Source organism: Bacillus sp. MYb56 (assembly GCF_002976445.1).
Classification (GTDB): domain Bacteria; phylum Bacillota; class Bacilli; order Bacillales; family Bacillaceae_G; genus Bacillus_A; species Bacillus_A mycoides.
In genome coordinates, this window is the sequence record NZ_PCOH01000001.1 from 36,927 (window position 1) to 54,088 (window position 17,162).

Annotated in this window: 17 protein-coding genes; 3 read left to right on the forward strand and 14 right to left on the reverse strand. The window is 35.1% G+C overall.

Annotated features, from left to right (window positions below; translation table 11 throughout):
- Nucleotides 1–240: 240 nt before the first annotated feature.
- Entirely contained in the window at nucleotides 241–612 is a 372-nt protein-coding gene (locus CQ058_RS00215; RefSeq protein ID WP_002141942.1) for a YxiJ-like family protein, read from the reverse strand.
- Between the two features lie 12 nt (nucleotides 613–624).
- Nucleotides 625–1,476, reverse strand: a complete 852-nt coding sequence (locus tag CQ058_RS00220; RefSeq protein ID WP_002189731.1) for a patatin-like phospholipase family protein — start codon at nucleotides 1,474–1,476, stop codon at nucleotides 625–627.
- A 179-nt stretch (nucleotides 1,477–1,655) separates the two neighbouring features.
- Here CQ058_RS00220 and CQ058_RS00225 point away from each other — a divergent pair, with 179 nt between their 5' ends.
- Nucleotides 1,656–2,033 (forward strand): PH domain-containing protein, encoded by a 378-nt coding sequence (locus CQ058_RS00225; RefSeq protein WP_002032364.1) that lies wholly within the window; start codon nucleotides 1,656–1,658, stop codon nucleotides 2,031–2,033.
- A 121-nt stretch (nucleotides 2,034–2,154) separates the two neighbouring features.
- Here the strand turns inward: CQ058_RS00225 and CQ058_RS00230 are convergent, their stop codons facing one another.
- From CQ058_RS00230 to CQ058_RS00250, 5 genes are all read right to left on the reverse strand, one after another.
- The gene (locus tag CQ058_RS00230) at nucleotides 2,155–2,679 is read right to left on the reverse strand and encodes a GNAT family N-acetyltransferase (RefSeq protein WP_002189730.1); all 525 of its coding nucleotides are present in this window, start codon (nucleotides 2,677–2,679) and stop codon (nucleotides 2,155–2,157) included.
- Nucleotides 2,619–3,140, reverse strand: a complete 522-nt coding sequence (locus CQ058_RS00235; RefSeq protein ID WP_002085329.1) for a YfiT family bacillithiol transferase — start codon at nucleotides 3,138–3,140, stop codon at nucleotides 2,619–2,621. Before CQ058_RS00235 ends, CQ058_RS00230 begins: the two co-directional genes overlap by 61 nt.
- Nucleotides 3,141–3,163: 23 nt before the next feature.
- On the reverse strand, nucleotides 3,164–3,685 hold the full coding sequence (locus tag CQ058_RS00240; protein WP_002032360.1) for a GNAT family N-acetyltransferase: 522 nt from the start codon (nucleotides 3,683–3,685) through the stop codon (nucleotides 3,164–3,166).
- 63 nt (nucleotides 3,686–3,748) lie between these two features.
- Nucleotides 3,749–5,071, reverse strand: coding sequence for an FAD-dependent oxidoreductase (locus CQ058_RS00245; protein ID WP_002189728.1), 1,323 nt, complete (start codon nucleotides 5,069–5,071; stop codon nucleotides 3,749–3,751).
- A gap of 80 nt (nucleotides 5,072–5,151) precedes the next feature.
- Nucleotides 5,152–5,931 (reverse strand): undecaprenyl-diphosphate phosphatase, encoded by a 780-nt coding sequence (locus CQ058_RS00250; protein ID WP_002189727.1) that lies wholly within the window; start codon nucleotides 5,929–5,931, stop codon nucleotides 5,152–5,154.
- A 155-nt stretch (nucleotides 5,932–6,086) separates the two neighbouring features.
- Between CQ058_RS00250 and CQ058_RS00255 the strand changes: the two genes are divergently transcribed.
- A complete protein-coding gene (locus tag CQ058_RS00255) occupies nucleotides 6,087–6,293 on the forward strand; it encodes a hypothetical protein (RefSeq protein WP_002032353.1) in 207 nt (68 codons plus the stop codon).
- A 126-nt stretch (nucleotides 6,294–6,419) separates the two neighbouring features.
- Here CQ058_RS00255 and CQ058_RS00260 read toward each other — a convergent pair whose 3' ends face one another.
- From CQ058_RS00260 to CQ058_RS00295, 7 genes are all read right to left on the reverse strand, one after another.
- Nucleotides 6,420–6,800 carry a nucleotide excision repair endonuclease gene (locus CQ058_RS00260; RefSeq protein ID WP_002013261.1) on the reverse strand — a complete coding sequence of 127 codons (381 nt, stop codon included), beginning with the start codon at nucleotides 6,798–6,800 and terminating at the stop codon, nucleotides 6,420–6,422.
- Nucleotides 6,801–6,877: 77 nt separating this feature from the next.
- Nucleotides 6,878–7,441 carry a GNAT family N-acetyltransferase gene (locus CQ058_RS00265; RefSeq protein WP_002189726.1) on the reverse strand — a complete coding sequence of 188 codons (564 nt, stop codon included), beginning with the start codon at nucleotides 7,439–7,441 and terminating at the stop codon, nucleotides 6,878–6,880.
- A gap of 68 nt (nucleotides 7,442–7,509) precedes the next feature.
- Nucleotides 7,510–8,082 (reverse strand): YybS family protein, encoded by a 573-nt coding sequence (locus tag CQ058_RS00270; RefSeq protein WP_002189725.1) that lies wholly within the window; start codon nucleotides 8,080–8,082, stop codon nucleotides 7,510–7,512.
- Between the two features lie 198 nt (nucleotides 8,083–8,280).
- Nucleotides 8,281–9,711, reverse strand: coding sequence for a PQQ-dependent sugar dehydrogenase (locus CQ058_RS00275; protein WP_002189723.1), 1,431 nt, complete (start codon nucleotides 9,709–9,711; stop codon nucleotides 8,281–8,283).
- A 91-nt stretch (nucleotides 9,712–9,802) separates the two neighbouring features.
- Nucleotides 9,803–11,521, reverse strand: a complete 1,719-nt coding sequence (locus CQ058_RS00280) for an alpha-keto acid decarboxylase family protein (RefSeq protein ID WP_002189722.1) — start codon at nucleotides 11,519–11,521, stop codon at nucleotides 9,803–9,805.
- Nucleotides 11,522–11,903: 382 nt separating this feature from the next.
- Complete coding sequence (locus CQ058_RS00290) at nucleotides 11,904–13,778, reverse strand: ABC transporter ATP-binding protein (RefSeq protein ID WP_002189721.1); 1,875 nt, start codon at nucleotides 13,776–13,778, stop codon at nucleotides 11,904–11,906.
- Entirely contained in the window at nucleotides 13,775–16,021 is a 2,247-nt protein-coding gene (locus tag CQ058_RS00295) for an ABC transporter ATP-binding protein (RefSeq protein ID WP_105589364.1), read from the reverse strand. Before CQ058_RS00295 ends, CQ058_RS00290 begins: the two co-directional genes overlap by 4 nt.
- Before the next feature lie 442 nt (nucleotides 16,022–16,463).
- On the opposite strand from CQ058_RS00295, the gene pssA reads away from it, so the two are divergent.
- Nucleotides 16,464–16,955 carry a CDP-diacylglycerol--serine O-phosphatidyltransferase gene (gene pssA, locus CQ058_RS00300; protein ID WP_002085344.1) on the forward strand — a complete coding sequence of 164 codons (492 nt, stop codon included), beginning with the start codon at nucleotides 16,464–16,466 and terminating at the stop codon, nucleotides 16,953–16,955.
- The last annotated feature ends 207 nt before the right edge of the window (nucleotides 16,956–17,162 follow it).

Here is a 17,162-nt window from a genome sequence, read left to right on the forward strand (position 1 = left end):
TTTAATACTGGATATAATAAGTACTTGATTTCACTCGAAATATTTTATCATAAATAACTAACTATATTCGAATTGGATAATGGATTAAAGGAAAACGGTATATAAACGCCTCTCCCTCCTTTACATCATTCTATATGTACTTCTTTCTTCGTATTAGAATCCCTATATAAACAAGGTATTAAAATTGTATTTTTTATGAACAAAAAACGCACAAGCAGCATAACTTGTACGTTTTTATTTTTATTCAGTAAGGTAATAAAGTAGTAGTTTCCTGGTCTTCTCAAAATTCATGAAATCTCTATACAAAATGGGATACTTCACAATTTCTATTTCTAGAAAGTGATATTGCGGAAACCATTCAAAAAACGATTTCTTTAGCCACTTTATTTGATCAAACACAATCTCCTTTTCGTTGTTATTAAGTATGTAACTTAAAGTACCTGCTGTATGCATCCAATAATAATTTAAATCAGCATTTATACAGTCATCATCTGTAAACATATTATTAAAATCTTTTCGTATTTTTCGAAGGTCACAATTCGGAAACGGTTTAAGCAGTGGACTATGCATTTTCTGCAATTCATTAAAAATAACCTTTTTACCTAATAGCAATTTTCCACCCCTTTATTTCCTTACCCAACTTAATAATTTTTCATAATGATGTTGAGCATCTGTATAGCCAAGATTATATAGGTTAACAAGTTTCTCTTTATTTCTTTCTATTCCGCTTATAGGAAGCTGTACGCTAGGCTGAATGATATAAAAATTTTCTTTTTGTTCTATTTGATTCATATAAGTTATCGTCTCATTATAAAAACGATAATGTTCTACTAAAGATTGTGCGATATTCGGATATTTTCTATATAACATTTTAGCCAGCCCAGAAAATTTATTCCGCTGCTTCTCGTATCCATCCGGCTTTGTCATAATAACAACATTCTTTTGGTAACCATCATTTTGCGCTTTTAATACTGGAATAGGATCTATAATCCCTCCATCTAACAATTTTCGATTATCATATTCTACAGCAGGTGCTATAAACGGCACAGAGCTTGATGCACGAATAATTTTTAAAATATCATTTCCATGTTCTGTTTTATTATAATAAACTGCCTGTCCTGATTCACAATCAGTCGTTCCGATTACAAACTGTTCATTTGAATTTAGGAATGTTTGAAAATCAAACGGTACAATTTTGTTTGGTACTTCATCAAATAAAAAATCCATTCCAAATAATTCACGTTTTTGAATTAAGTTTCGATAAGATATATACCTGTGATCTGCTACTAGCTCTGTATTCACTTTTTTATTTCTTCCTTTTTGACGTGACAAATATGTTGCTCCCATACACGCTCCGGCGGATACACCGACTACATACGGAAAGAATAAGTCCCTTTCCATAAAATATTCGAGTACTCCTGCAGTATATAATCCTTTCATTCCGCCGCCTTCTAATACTAAACCGATATTCTTCATGCTCAGTCCCTCTGCTTCTGTTTTCTTAATTACATGTTAGCACAAGATTTTAGGATGAGGTTATATAAATTAGTTGCAATAATAACAAAAAACTATTGAAGCAATGTCATAATCTATTAGTCATTCGCATGGTACAATATAAGAAACTCATTCCACATATTATAAAGGAGGAATTTCATATGGGTTTATTTAGTGGTATTTTAGGAAATGCATCAAGTGCGAGTACAGAAAGCGTTGAACGTGATTTAGAAAAGATTATGCTAGATGATGAGAAAGTTGAGCATGCTTATAAATTAATTCGTGATTTAATCGTATTTACAAATCGTCGTCTTATTTTAGTTGATAAACAAGGGATATCAGGTAAAAAAACAGAGTATCATTCTATTCCTTATAAAAGCATTACACAATTTAGCATTGAAACAGCTGGGCATTTTGATTTAGATGCAGAACTTAAAATATGGGTATCTAGTTTGAGTACACCAATTACGAAAGAATTTAAAGGTGACGATAGTGTTTTAAGCATTCAAAAAGCGTTAGTAACATATACGACGAAATAACGCCTTTCCGTATGTTTATTCATTATCGAAATTACTAACCCGAGTATTTTGGAAGAATATGCATTATTTTTGTATATTTAATCTAAAATAATATAAAAAGGTAAAGCATTTAAAATGTGCTTTACCTTTCTTTTGTATAATAAATTAAAGTTGCTTTATCATTTAATTTCTTTTTAAATTCCGCTCTTATATATCCCATCTTTTCGTATAGAAAACAATTTCGTTCTTCCTCTAAAATTGTAGCAAGCTCCCAATTCGTTATTTCCGGAAACATCTCCTCGATTAAAATTAATACTTTTTGAGCAATTCCGTTCCCTTGATAGTTTGGAATAATAAACATCGGGCTTATCCAAAATTTAGATGTCTCTTCTTTACGTGATATACATATCGCGCCGACAAGATTCGTATTTACGAAAATTTTATAAAATCCACCGTCCAGATTATTTATTCTTGAAATCGTTCTTTCAATACGTTCATTTGCCGGACTTGTTTCATAGTCCTTATACTTTTCTAATAATGAACTAAATGATTCTACTTGCATTTGAAATATAATCTCTGCATCAATTTCTGTCGCCTTCTCTAATGTTACCAATTTAAACGCTCTCTTAAAGAAGTAATGTGAGCTGTATGATGACGACCGTGCCATGCATATAGTCCAATTGCAGCAGCAAGTTTTGTTTCTCCTGATTCAGGATGATTAAATGTCTTTTCTAAATCTGCCGGTTCTAAAGAATATAATAAGTTAACCCATCTTTTATGTAATGAATCTAGCATTACAAGTGAAACATCTACTGGTAATTTCGAGTCAGGTAGCTCTGCCCATTTTTCTTCTTTGTACGGTTTAATAGTTGGATTCTTTTCTGTCATTGCTAATTTAAAGCGTATGTAGCTATTCATATGACTATCAACAACATGATGAACAACTTGGCGAACAGTCCATCCACCGACGCGATACGGTGTATCTAACTGCTTCTGATCTAAATCTTTTATCGCTCTTGCTAGTTCATTAGGTAAATCCTCTATTTCTTGAATCCATTTATCAATTATTTCTTCTGTAATAGTTCCTACGTAAGTAAATTGACCTATTGGATAACGTAAATCCTTCATGTACATGTCCCTCCCTATTATTTTTAACCCTTAGTAGTCCTCCAAATATAATGTACGAAATTTACGTTTTCCCCGTTTAAATCTACAGTAGTTGTCTCCGCTTCCTTTTCACGAGAAAATCCGTTCTTTTCTAATACAATTTGTGAAGCTATGTTATTTGTTGTTGTCATAGCACGTATTTCATTAATTTCATAGACTCTTGCTTGAGCCAAAATCAATTTTACAGATGCTGCTGCAACTCCTTTTTTTGTAAAACCCTCTCCAACTCGGTAGCCTAACGACCCAATTCGTTTTTCCTTATCTACATCAACTAAATTGATACGTCCTACAATTTCTTTTTCTGTATTACGTATGAGATGAAAATAAGAAATCCCCTCAGTTTGTTCTTTTAATAGTTCGGCAAGTTGCTTTTGAAAGTATTCATACACGTAATAATTAGAGCCACGACTTGGTACCATTGTTTCAAAAAATGATTTGTTCGTGAGTTCAAAATTAAATAAATCTTCAGCGTCTTGATTCTTTAATTGTTCTATGTATATTTCCATCCCGTTTACCCCTTCTTGATTTACTAACTGTTATACATTCTTTTTTAAACGATAATTTTCCTGCTATTTCTTTCGTCTGAGTAATACAGTAAGTAATACTCTAGGATGAAAAAGATGAAATGGACTACGAATTAAGTTCATAACTCTGACTAACCGAATATAAATATCAGAATCACTTGCAGAAAGTTGATATATTTGTTTCGTATACCATTGCTGAAATTTTTGTTTCGTAGTTAATTCTTTCTGTAACTTAGGATGACGTGCTATCTCCGTTGTGGTCATTTCCCAAGGTGTTTTGATAATCATAGCAGTCTTCCTATAAAACTCTCGAGTTAATATTTTATCAAGCCTTTTTCTCCCTTGAAGAATTAGTTGTAATTGGTGAGCTTCCATAGCTGCAACTGAAACACCTTGTCCGAAAACTGGATCAAAACGACAATGCGCATCTCCAACTACTAACAATCCTTCAGGCAAATTATTAACTAGATCAAATCGCCTGCGTACTTGATATGGAATTTTGTACGTTTTTATATCGGTAATCGCCTCAGATTTGTTTAGAAACTCTGTAACATTAGTGATTGATAGGTTTTCAGCAAAATCATAAAATTCATCATCTGTTTGCGGTGCTTTTTCATTTGCATATCCACTAAAAGTAACAAAATAACGATCATCTTCAATCGTTTGAATTAGAACACCATAAGGATTCTCAGGAAAACTTGGAGACATAAGCATATTACAGCAGTCTAATTTCTCTTTTTCTTTGAGCCTAAACATTCTAGTTGCGTAAAACAAATCAATTCTTACTTTCTCTTCTTGTACTTCGAAATTGTATTCTTGTAACCAATCTATACTTTTCGAACCAAATCCACTCGCATCAACAACAAGATCTGCATGAAATTCTTCTTTCATTCCTGTTTTCAAACATTTAGCTCTTATTCCATAGACTTTATTAAGCTTGTTATCTACTAGTAATCCTTCAACCAACATTTCATACTTCGAAGTAACATTTGAAACTTGTTCAATTCGTTTTTGAATATGCGATTCTAACAGAAGACGACTTTGTTGAATCATATTTATTTCGCCTTTGAAAGGCTGCTTCCATAGGCCGAACTGATGCCATTTTAAATCGCGAGTAAAATTATTTACGATGCTACCTGCTTCAATTAATTCATTAGTAATGTTAGGAAACAACTCCTCAAGTGCTTCTTCGCCGCCTTTTAATAACACATGCGGATGATTACTTTGCGGAACCCTTTTTCGCGGGCCTTTTCCATCCCATTCTTCACCAGCTTCTACAATGATTACTTCTTCAAACATATTTGATAAAGCCTTTGCGGCGAGTTTTCCTGCGATACTTCCACCAATAACAATAGCCTTAGTAAACATTTTTTCCCCCTTAATGAAAAGAGATCCTGTCGTGTATGAATGGAACAGGATCTTAACTAATAATTCCTTGATAATTATATTTAAAACACCTGTGTGAATTGCAACATTAAAATTAAAATACCTAATCCCCATACGTAATACGCGAATACTTTTAAAGAATGACGTTTTAAATATTGGATCATCCATGAAACTGCTATGTAACCAAAGAACGCTGCTGATAATGTTCCGACAATTAATGATGTACTAGAAATAGATTCAGCTTTCCCTTGAAAAACATCTGCAAATTGCAAGATGATAGCTCCGACAATAGCTGGTGTTGATAATAAAAAGGAAAAGTACGCCGCTGTTTCACGGTCTAACTTTCTCCATAATGCAGCGACAATTGTCATTCCAGAACGGGAAATTGCTGGAAATATAGCTACTGCTTGAAATGAACCAATTATGAATGCATCTTTATATGTAATATCATTCATTTTTTTACGACCGTTCTTTTGTTTATCGGTCATATAAAGAAATAAACCCGTCACTAAAAACTCCCAACCTATTGTTATACCTGTTTTTGAAATATCTTCAAAAAAGTCTTTAAATAATAAGCCGATTACAACCGCAGGTATCGTCCCGACAATAAGTAATAGCATAAGCTTTGAAAATGGATTTTTTATTAAATAAATAAATTCTTTTCTATAATAAATAAACACCGCAAGTAACGTCCCTATATGCAGCATCGTATCCAAAAACAAACCTGCCTCATCTAACTGAAAAATATGTCGCCCTAAATATAGGTGACCTGTACTGCTTATAGGTAAAAACTCTGTCAGCCCTTGAATAATTCCTAAAATAAAAGCTTCTAGCCAATTCATGATGATCTCCTTTCTCATTTGCTTGTACCAATATATGATGCTTTAATTTTTGTTATGAAAGAAAATATATTTCTCTTGGGGATTTACTTTAACCTTTATTTAGAAGTTATGGATTGCGATAAAGATGGATATATATGTAAAAAAGGAGGGTTTACATGGAGAAACATACAAAATTAGGAAACATATTACTTTGGATTGGACCAATTCTTGTGTTCTTAGGCTTATGTATGACAAATGTAATTACAGACATACCTTTCTTCGAAGGAAAGCATAAAACTTTTGGAATTATTATGTTATTTATAGGGGTACTTTGTTTAATTGCCGCTCATTACTTTAAAATACGAAAAAATTATGCCGATTAAATAATCTATTCCCTTATAAGGAGGAACAAATGCGAGGAAAATCATAACGGACAAAAATTACAAAGCTATATAAATAAAAACAATCCTAGTGTATGTACTAGGATTGTTTCATTTCGCTAATGTTGTTTATTTATAAAACACTTTATCAACGTTATATTTCGCTTTGTACTTATTAATGATGTATGTTTCGTAAATTTCTCTTTCAGTTGGATCTTCTACGATACATGCATCGATACGGTATACTTCATCACGATTATTTTTGATTGGTGAAACATTATCTTCAAAATGCTTTTTAATACGTTGTCTAATTTTACGAGCTTTACCTACGAAAAGAAGTTCGTCATTAATATTGTAAAACATAAAAATGCCGCCTTTATCTCTAGGGAACAAGTGGAAATCGATAAAACCGTTAATTGGAGTAATTAATGGCTCGTCTCCTTTAATAACTTGGTTACGTTCAGTAATGGAAACATCAGCTTCAGGAATATTAATTTTAATCAAGTTCATTCACGTCCTCTTTTATTATAAAGATAAATAATAGCATAAGTATGTAAGAAAAGCTATGTTAAGAGAGATATTTCATTTTATAATTCAAATATTATAGGTATATCATGTAAACTTTTTTTCCAAATCATATGATCGTTTGATTCGCCCCAATAATCCTTCAGCACATAACTAGGTTTTCCAAACTTTTTTGTCCATATACTTTGTGCTTTTTTGTATCCACTATCTAAACAGCATTCGGTTATTCCTCTGCTAAGTAATGTAAGATACATTGTATTTAGTAGTAAACTCCCTATACCTTTTCTTTGATACTCCGGAAGTATTAATACAGTTCCTATTTCATACAAATCCTTAAGTACACCGTCTGTACAACTATTAATCAATGCACTTGCTGGACCGATTTCAATCGTTCCAATGATTTTATCGTTACTTGTATCTATCGCTAATAAAAAGTAACGATTTTCTCCATTACTATCAAAATCATTTTTTAAATATTTCTTTTTCGAGTTAATTTCATTTTCTATGTCATCTAATAGATGTGATAACCCTTCGTTTTTAAATGTATTAGTAATAACAAGACGAAAAAACAAATGTAATTCATCTAAATCATTCGAATTCGGCCTTCTAATTTCAATGTTATACATGGCTTACATCTCCAATTTTTAAAAATATATGAGAAAGTGTATTTGTTCAAAAAGATTTTATGCAATTGCTAAGACCATACTTTATATACTCTATTCATTATTATTCTACACAACTCTGCATAGATCCAGCAGTATAAAAAACTCAGTATAAATATTAATGTAATAACTTTTATATCCATAGTCGTATGAATACTAGGACCAAGTACAGGAAAACGGAAGATATCGAGAATGATCATAATTCCTATAAGTAGACATATCGCTGAAAAGGAAATTACCCAAATCCTCCTCTTGAATTGTAAAAAGGATACTCCTAACGCTATACCTAATAAGCCTGTAGTAAAGGGAAAGACAATTAGTTCACTTGGCTCAATAATGAATAGTAGGAAAATAGTAAGAATATAAGAAAGTACTCCCTCACGAATAGAATAACAAATAGCCAGAAAAATCGGTAGCGTCGCGAAAGGACTAATAAATAACCCAATTCCAGGGATTAAGTTCCCCGCAGATTGAAAAATAGCAGCAAATGAACCGAGTAATGCTGTAATGACTAACCTACTTGCAGGCGTCACCTTTCTTTTATGAACAAAATTCGCATCCTGCTCTATCATCCATTGATACCAATAGCTTCTAAAGCGATTCATCAAATTCCCCCCTAAAGAGACTTAATTCACCACTTTCTATTTTTATTCAAATACTTATTGGTTATGTTTTACTTTCTGCTTGTTAGGAATCACTATACAATAGATGTTTATCCATAGAAGGTTTTTTAAGAGGCGCTAAGTCGTGCGTTTGAAAAAGTATGAATTCCATATATTTTTAGACTAAGAGTTTATACCGTATCATGGAACAATTTCAAAAATAGTACCTTTGTTAAATTCAGTTACTTTCATAGAACCATAAACTCCTAAATATAATCTAGTTTGATCTAAGTTTGTTCCTAAACTAACATAATAAGCTGCTTGAGTCCCAAAATCATAAGTGGTTTCAATAACATGAAAATCATTACGTTTCCCGTCTAGAGCTGCTCTAGTAAAAGCTAACACTCCCTTTACTGGAGATTGAAATTCTTCTTTCTTAGCAAGATCAGTAAACACGATACTACCAGTTAAACTAGGAATTGTAGTTCCCATATATGGTTGTACTCCTGTAAGTGAGGTTCCTCCAAACTTATCTGCTCTGGAATCTTTATGAAAATAACTAATTAGGGGCTGTATGCGCCTCGCTGATGTTTCTATTGTTTCATTATAATAAGCCATTGTTCTCTCATCCAAAGTAGGGTTTTCAGAACAGTGCCTTATAAAAGAAGTAGGAAATTCTCCTTCCCATCCTCGCCAACCAAAATTAATAAATCCATCTTGATTGGGAGTGGATCTCATTAAATGCGTTTGAACAAGTTCGGTAACCGGTATGGGTTTATAATGAACAAACGAAAAAACAGACTCTACAATATCCTGCCCGACATTTCCAGCATATTTGATATACTGATTATAAAACCTTTGAAATGAAATACCTGTTATATTCCGAACTCCTTTCGCAATTACTGTAAGTGTTTCTTGTATAGATAAAGGAAACTCATTAAAGCGTGTAACTACTGGAGGGTTATTTATGAATGTATTTTTACTTACATCAATTTCAATTATTTTACCCGCTATTTCTAAATCATCCTGGCTTAAATTAAATGGATCATAACCCGATCCACCATCTCCATTTGTAAAAACAAGTTTTCCACTCTCAGGTGAAAAGTTTAAACTATTGACTCCGTTATGATTAAAAAAGGGCCTTCTTATGTTAAGTAATGTCCGTCGTTTTTGAGGTTGACTATGTGATTGTAAAATCCATTCCTCAACCGTATCAATATGATCATATTGAGTATCTCTATTTACCCACTTTAAGTTTAAAGTTTTCGGATCACACGGATTAGGTTTAAAAGGTTCAGAAAGGGCACCCGGACCTTGAGTGCCAGCTACTGAATAATGAAGGTAAAATAAACCGTTTTGATAAAATTGTGGATGAAACGCTAGTCCTAGCAATCCGCGTTCATCATAACCGCTACTAGAGACACCTTCTTCAAACGTGCCTAATTTGATAATTCGCGGGCGAATATCTAAAAAAGTCCTTATAACTCCGTCTCCTATGTAAAAGATTTCTCCTACCTGGGTTGCAATAAATAACCTTTCAATTGAGTCACCTGGTAGTATAGTTGTTTTCAAAACAGTAGGTAAATTGAACTTACTTGCAATGGGCCGTAAACTAACCTTAACTTTTGTCAACTCACTTTACACCCCTTTAATTGCGTTTTATTAAAAGAATATGATTGGAACTGTTCAATTAGTATCCAATTAGGGACTAGAGAATTGGATACTATTTCTGACTGCGCTGCTTTTCCTGCTTCTCCATATAACTACGCATCCGTCGCATATATTCAGGTGCGTCCATTCGATTCCCTGCGATCATTTCAATTATACAGAGTCTTTCGGCGCTTTCCTTTTCAGCATGGATTATAGCCTGATCAAGCTCTCCATAGGTCCGGACCGTAACGGTAAACGCGTTACCTCCAAAAGCTTCGGCCAGCTTGGTGTAAGACCATCGAGGGATTTGGTTGTACTTTTGATCCTCTGTTTTGACATTTAAATATTTCTCAATTGTATAACCATCGTTGTTCAAGACAAAGATTATGGGCTTGCAGCCGTAATAGAGCATAGAACTGATTTCCTGTACCGTTAGCTGCAGGGCACCGTCACCTGTAAACACCAATACTCGGCGTTCCGGCGCGGCCATAATAGCACCAAACGCCGAAGGGATTGCGTAACCGATGGACTGCCATCCACCTTGTCCAATATATGTTACATTGCCCGGCAGTCTTATCTCTCCCATTCCGTAATAAAGCGTTCCGGTCTCGGCGATTACAATATCCTCCTCTTTCAGCATGCGCTGAAAACGCGGATAATAGCCGTCAGCCATTAGAGGTCCGTCGGCAGTAGTTGTGAATTGCTCATAAGGGAATGACAATTTTTTTGTCAAACCTTTGCCCTTATAATTCACCTTCTGAACGGCAAGTAGCATGTCGGCTGCAAGAACATTCGGATATTCCGCCTCAGCGATTTTAACTATATCCGGTTGAATATTGACAGTTATCAGCGGATTCAGCTTTGCGGTAAAACTTGCGGTGTTTGTGTCCGCCCATACCATGCCAATCGCAATGATACAATCTGCATTCTCTACCGTACTTTGGACTTCAGTCCTCCCGAAAGAGCCTTGATACATTCCGATATAATTTGGATGGTTCTCGTCGAATCCTCCCTTCCCGTACATCATCGTTACAACAGGTACATTCATTGCATCGGCTAGCTGCCGAGTCGCTGTCTGAAGGCCGAATCGCATCGTTTTCACATCCACCAAGATAACTGGTCGGTGGGAACGTTCCAAAAGCGGACGGACATGATTCACTGCAGCCTGAAGGGTATTCGGATTGGATGTTGGACGTGGTGGTACCGGTTCTGCCCAGACTTTAATCGGCTTGGTCACTAAATCATTAGCCACAACCAGGTATACCGGCTTTTTCTTTTCCTTAGCAATGCGAATCGCAGTCTGAATTTCAATCTTGGCATTTTCCGGCGTAAGCACCGCGGTATATGCCGTAATCTGCTCATACACCTTGCGAAAAACGTCAAAATTCCCATCCATTAAGGTGTGATGCATAAGCTTATGCTCTTTTTGATCCTTCTCAGGAGGCGCACCCACAATGTGTATAATTGGCACATGCTCGCTGTTGGCTCCCGCTATCGCATTGCATGCACTGAGCTCCCCGACCCCAAATGTCGTAATAAGAGCCGATATTCCTTTGATTCTTGCATAGCCATCTGCAGCGTAGCCCGAGTTTAGTTCATTTCGTCCTTCTATAAAACGGATGCCGTTATAACACTCCAAAGTATCAAGAAGTGTAAAATTATAGTCCCCTGCGACACCAAAAATTTCGGTAATGCCCTCGAGTTTCAGGCAATCGAACAAATACTGGCCAACCGTTTTTGGATCAGGTCCCCTTTGTAAACCAAAGCTGCCCGTATTAATCATGTTGTCCATCGCTTGCTCACTCCTTATCTATTTCTTTGGCTTGTTCTATTTTATAGTACCCTTTTTGATAATTCCCTTTAATTAAACCGGTTATCCGTTGTGCAACAATTAATCGGGAAGAAATGCTCCTTATCTTTGGAGATATTCATAAAACAAGAGAAGGAGGAGAAACACTAAAACATTACAAGAATGTATTAATTAATCTTCTAATGTTCTTTTTAAATTGTTTCCCTTTAAAACATCCCATTTATCATGCTCCTCACTCTGTTTTGCAAAAGTCTAGCTTACTTTTAAAAACTTTGTAACAGAACCTTAAAAATAATAAAAACCCACGAAGAAAATGCATTTTCTTCGTGGGTTTAGTTATTTAAATGGACTTTCACCTACTAACTCAAGAAGCATCCGCACCTTCAAACTGACTATTATAAAGCGAAGCATAGAAACCATCAGCTTTCAATAACTCTTCATGATTACCTTGTTCTACAATATCTCCGTCTTTCATGACAAGGATTAAATCTGCATCACGTATTGTTGATAATCTATGAGCGATAATGAAGCTTGTTCTACCTTCCATAAGGTTTTCCATCGCTTTTTGAATCAGTACTTCTGTACGAGTGTCAATGGAGCTTGTTGCTTCATCGAGTATTAATATTTTCGGATCCGCTATAAGGGCACGTGCAATTGTTAGTAGTTGCTTTTGTCCTTGGGATACGTTGCTTGCTTCTTCGTTTAGTTCCATTTGATATTTATTTGGTAATGTTTTTACGAAGTTGTGAACGTGAGCTGCTTTCGCTGCTTCAATTACTTCTTCGTCTGTAGCATCGAGTCTACCGTAACGTATATTTTCCATGATGGAGCCGTTAAATAGCCAAGTGTCTTGAAGTACCATACCAAACATGTTGCGCAGGTCTTCTCGCGTGAAGTCTTTTATATCGTGACCGTCGATACATATTGCACCGCTGTTTATGTCATAGAAACGCATTAACAGTTTTACAATCGTTGTTTTACCAGCTCCGGTTGGTCCGACGATTGCTACCTTTTGTCCAGGTTTAATGTTAGATGAGAAATCATTGATGATGATCTTATCTGGATTGTATCCAAATTGAACATCTTGGAAGGTAACTTCTCCTTGAACTTTTTGCAGCTTCACTGGATTTTCTGCTTCTGGCACTTCCTCTTCTTCTTCTAAAAATTCGAAGACTCTTTCTGCAGCAGCTGCAGTAGATTGAAGTACGTTCGCGATTTGTGCTACTTGAGCGATTGGTTGCGTAAAGCTTCTAACATATTGCACAAAGGCTAAAATGTCTCCAACTGCGATGGTTCTCTTTACCGCAAGCCATCCACCTAAAATAGATACAGCGACGTAACCGATATTACCGATAAATGTCATAATCGGCATCATCATTCCAGATAAAAATTGAGATTTCCATGCGGAATGGTAAAGGGTATCATTTACCTTTTCGAATTTTTTCACTTCTTCTTCTTCTTTGTTGAAGGCTTTTACGATATTGTGACCACTATAAATTTCTTCGACCTGACCGTTTACGTGTCCTAAATATTCTTGCTGGGATTTGAAGTATTTTTGTGATCGTTTTACGACTGCCATGATGAGAATCATGGATACTGGCAATATTAAAAGCGCCACTAATGTCATTTGCCAGCTGATTGATAACATCATGATAAGTACACCGATGATTGTAATAACGGATGTGATGATTTGCGACATACTTTGGTTTAAAGTTTGGCTCACCGTATCTACGTCATTTGTAATTCTCGATAATACTTCGCCGTGCGTTGTTTTATCAAAGTATTTCAGCGGCATACGGTTAATTTTTTCATCGATTTCTTTTCTGAAGTTATAAGATACTTTTTGAGCTACTCCAGAAATAATGTACCCCTGGATAATACCAAACACAGTGCTCAGTATATATAATCCAAGGAGTAAAATGACAATGTTTCCGATATAGGTAAAGTCAATGGCCGCACCGGGTGCTCCTGATACTTTGCTTACGAGTCCTTCGAAAAGTTTTGTTGTCGCGTTTCCTAAAATTTTTGGACCAACGATTGTAAAGGCTGCACTGCCGATTGCGAAAAGGATAACGATTAAGATTGATAATTTATAGGGCTTCAAGTATTGAAGGAGTTTATTCATCGTTCCTTTGAAGTTTTTTGCTTTCTCAATCTTTCTCATGCCGCCGCCCATAGGACCGCCACCGCCAGGACCAGGGCCGCTTTGTTTTCTATTTTCTATTTTTCTATCACTCATGATGACAACTCCTCTCTTGAAAGTTGTGATAAAGCAATTTGCTTATAAACTTCACAGTTTTCCATAAGCTCTTCATGAGTACCAGTTCCAATTATTTTTCCTTCGTCAAGTACAATAATCTTATCGGCATTCATGATTGTACTGATTCTTTGGGCAATAAGTAAAATAGTACTTCCTGTAATCTCATTGTTTAAAGCTCTGCGCAATGCTGCGTCTGTCTTAAAGTCAAGAGCTGAGAAACTATCATCGAATATGAAGATTTCCGATTTTTTCGTAAGAGCACGCGCAATAGAAAGTCTTTGTTTTTGACCACCGGAAACGTTCGTACCACCTTGTGATATTTCTGTGCGGAAGCTTTCAGGCTTCGCGTTAATAAACTCCATAGCTTGCGCGATTTCCGCCGCTTTTTCGAGTTCTTCTTCAGTTGCTTCTTTTTTACCGTATTTCAAATTACTCTCGATTGTACCTGAGAAGAGAACTCCTTTTTGCGGTACATAACCAATTTTCTCTCTTAATTCCTTCTGAGATACTTCTCTAATATCCGTGCCATCTATTAATATTTGGCCGCTTGTGACATCGTAAAAGCGTGGAATTAAGTTGATTAATGTTGATTTACCACTACCTGTACTTCCGATGAAAGCTGTCGTTTCACCAGGTTTTGCAGTAAAGGTGATATTGGAAAGCACATCTTCTTCTGCACCTGGGTATCTAAAGCCAACATTTTTAAATTCAACGTAACCTTTCTTGTCTGAAGCAAATGTTTTCGGCTCTTGTACATCACTAATGGTAATGTCAGTATCTAAAACTTCTGCGATACGTTGTGCGGAAACTGAAGCACGTGGAACCATAATAGATACCATTGAAATCATTAAGAAGGCCATGATGATTTGCATTGTATATTGCATAAATGCCATCAAATCACCAACTTGCATATGTCCCATATCCACTTGGTGTGATCCAACCCAAATAATAAGTACAGTAACGGCATTCATGATAAACATCATCATTGGCATCATAAATGACATTAAACGGCTTACAAATAAATTTGTTTTTGTTAAATCTTGATTTCCTTTTTCAAATTTCTTTTCTTCATGTTTTTGAGTATTAAAAGCACGAATAACGAGCATACCGGTTAAAGATTCACGAGTGATTAAGTTAATTTTATCTACTAACTTTTGGATACGCTTAAACTTAGGAATCGCGATGCTAAATAAACCAATGACTAGGCTTAAAATCGCAATTACCGCAACTGCGATAATCCATCCCATTGAAAGGTCTGTAGTAAGTACTTTAATAATGCCGCCGATACCTAAAATTGGTGCATAGAATACAATGCGAAGCATCATAACCATAAGTGTTTGAACTTGTTGGATATCATTTGTACTTCTTGTGATTAGAGATGCAGTGGAAAACTTATCAAACTCTGCATTCGAGAAGTTTGTAACTTTCCGGAATACTTTCTTTCTAAGGTCTCTGCCGAGTCCTGCAGCTACTTTTGCAGCAAGTAAACTCACGATAACGGTAGCTGCCATACTTACTAAGGATAAAAGCAGCATTTTCCCGCCGGAAGTAAGGATAAAATTAGATTGAAGTTTATCAGTATTGATACCGATTTTCTTATACTCATTCTCAATGTATGAAACAGCTGATTGTGTTACCATGCTGCCTGGCATATTCTTAAACTTTTCATCTGCCTTTTCTTTCATTGCATTGATTTGATCTTGAGGAAGTTTCGCAATGATTGCAAAAGGATCTGTATTTGGCGGAAGTTTCGCTGGTGTGTTGTTGTCACCTGTCGCAGCAGGAGAGAAAGCAGATGAGCCACCTTTTTCAATTCCTTGTGTAATTAACATTGGTTTCCCAAAGATATCGTTAAGTTCGTTAATTATTTTTTTATCTTCTGTATGTAACTTATAAAGTGGCTCTTTATCAAGCTGCGGATAATCTTTTAAGTCATTTTTTAGTTCACTTTGAGAGAGGTTGTTCTTATCTAAAAGCACATAGTTGTCAGCAACTTTTTTCTTCTCATTTTCATTCATAAAGAGCGTAAGTTTATCCATTTCACTTTTACGAATAACCTCAGGTACTGCATTTTCTACACCTTTTTGTTGAATCCCTACATTGACAATGTTAGACATGTAGTCTGGCAGTGATAGATCGCATACTGCCTGTACAGTTAAAAGACATACAACTGCAATGATAGAAGCAATAAATGGTTTTAAATGTTTGATGATCTTTAACATTTAGTTCATCTCTCCATTTTCTTTGTCTAATTTTTTTAGTTTTTACCCCGCTTCTCTCCTTTATTCTTCGTATTCTCAGTAATTCATTCTAGCAGCTCTTTACGTATTTTCGACTACAGATTAATTTTATGACTATATGAAGATATGATGCACCGAAAATAATCAAACATATTTTATAAAAAGTGATTCTATAAAATATGTTTAAAGCCTATTTTGATAACTCTTTTTTTCAAAAACGGGGTTTTTATATTAGGTAAATTAGCAGTAATAGACTTATCTTTGATCAAACATGTTTATAAACCAACATAACGTACAGGAAATCGACTTTTCTCTTGTCGAAATTTACTTAGCATACAGTGGTCATATTTTTTCAAGAATAACGGAAGAATATATAGAAAATGCTACATAAACGTGAAGTTTGATCAACTTAGGGGGGACAACCTTGTTCAATCAAATAGTAAAAGCTGTACCCAATTTATTTACGATTGGAAATTTATTGTGCGGTGTTTTTTCAATTACCATGAATATGAGTGACTATTTGGAAGTAGCCTCCATTTTCATTTTCTTTTCAGCTGTTTTAGATCTCCTTGATGGAAGAATTGCGAGGAAATTAAAAGTGAACAGTGAGTTTGGTGTACAATTGGATTCCTTAGCTGATATTGTTAGTTTCGGAGTTGCTCCTGCACTTTTATTTCATTCGATAGCAACACCTTCTATTTTAACTTCTTTGGCATTTATCCTTTTCCCAACGATGGGTGCTTTAAGATTAGCTAAATTTAGTGTAAAACCAACCATTGGATATTTTAAGGGATTACCTATTCCAGCTGCTGGATTACCATTGGCCGGTATGGGATTGTTTTCATATAGCAATGCATGGATTACATTAATCCTCGCTCTCTTAATGGTAAGTCCAATTAGGTTTAAAAAACTTTAATTGGGATCCCGTCTATCGCTATAATTTCATTTGTGGAACGGTTCGCTAATATCCATCAAGTTGAGGGTTTTGATGTTATTCATCATTTTACGAATGCAGCGATGGGATAGACTTTAAAGAGCTTATCTATTGTAATTAATCATAATAGATTGTGAAATTGAATAGCCTCCAGTTTTTGAGGCTATTGTTTATATTTCTGATATGTAT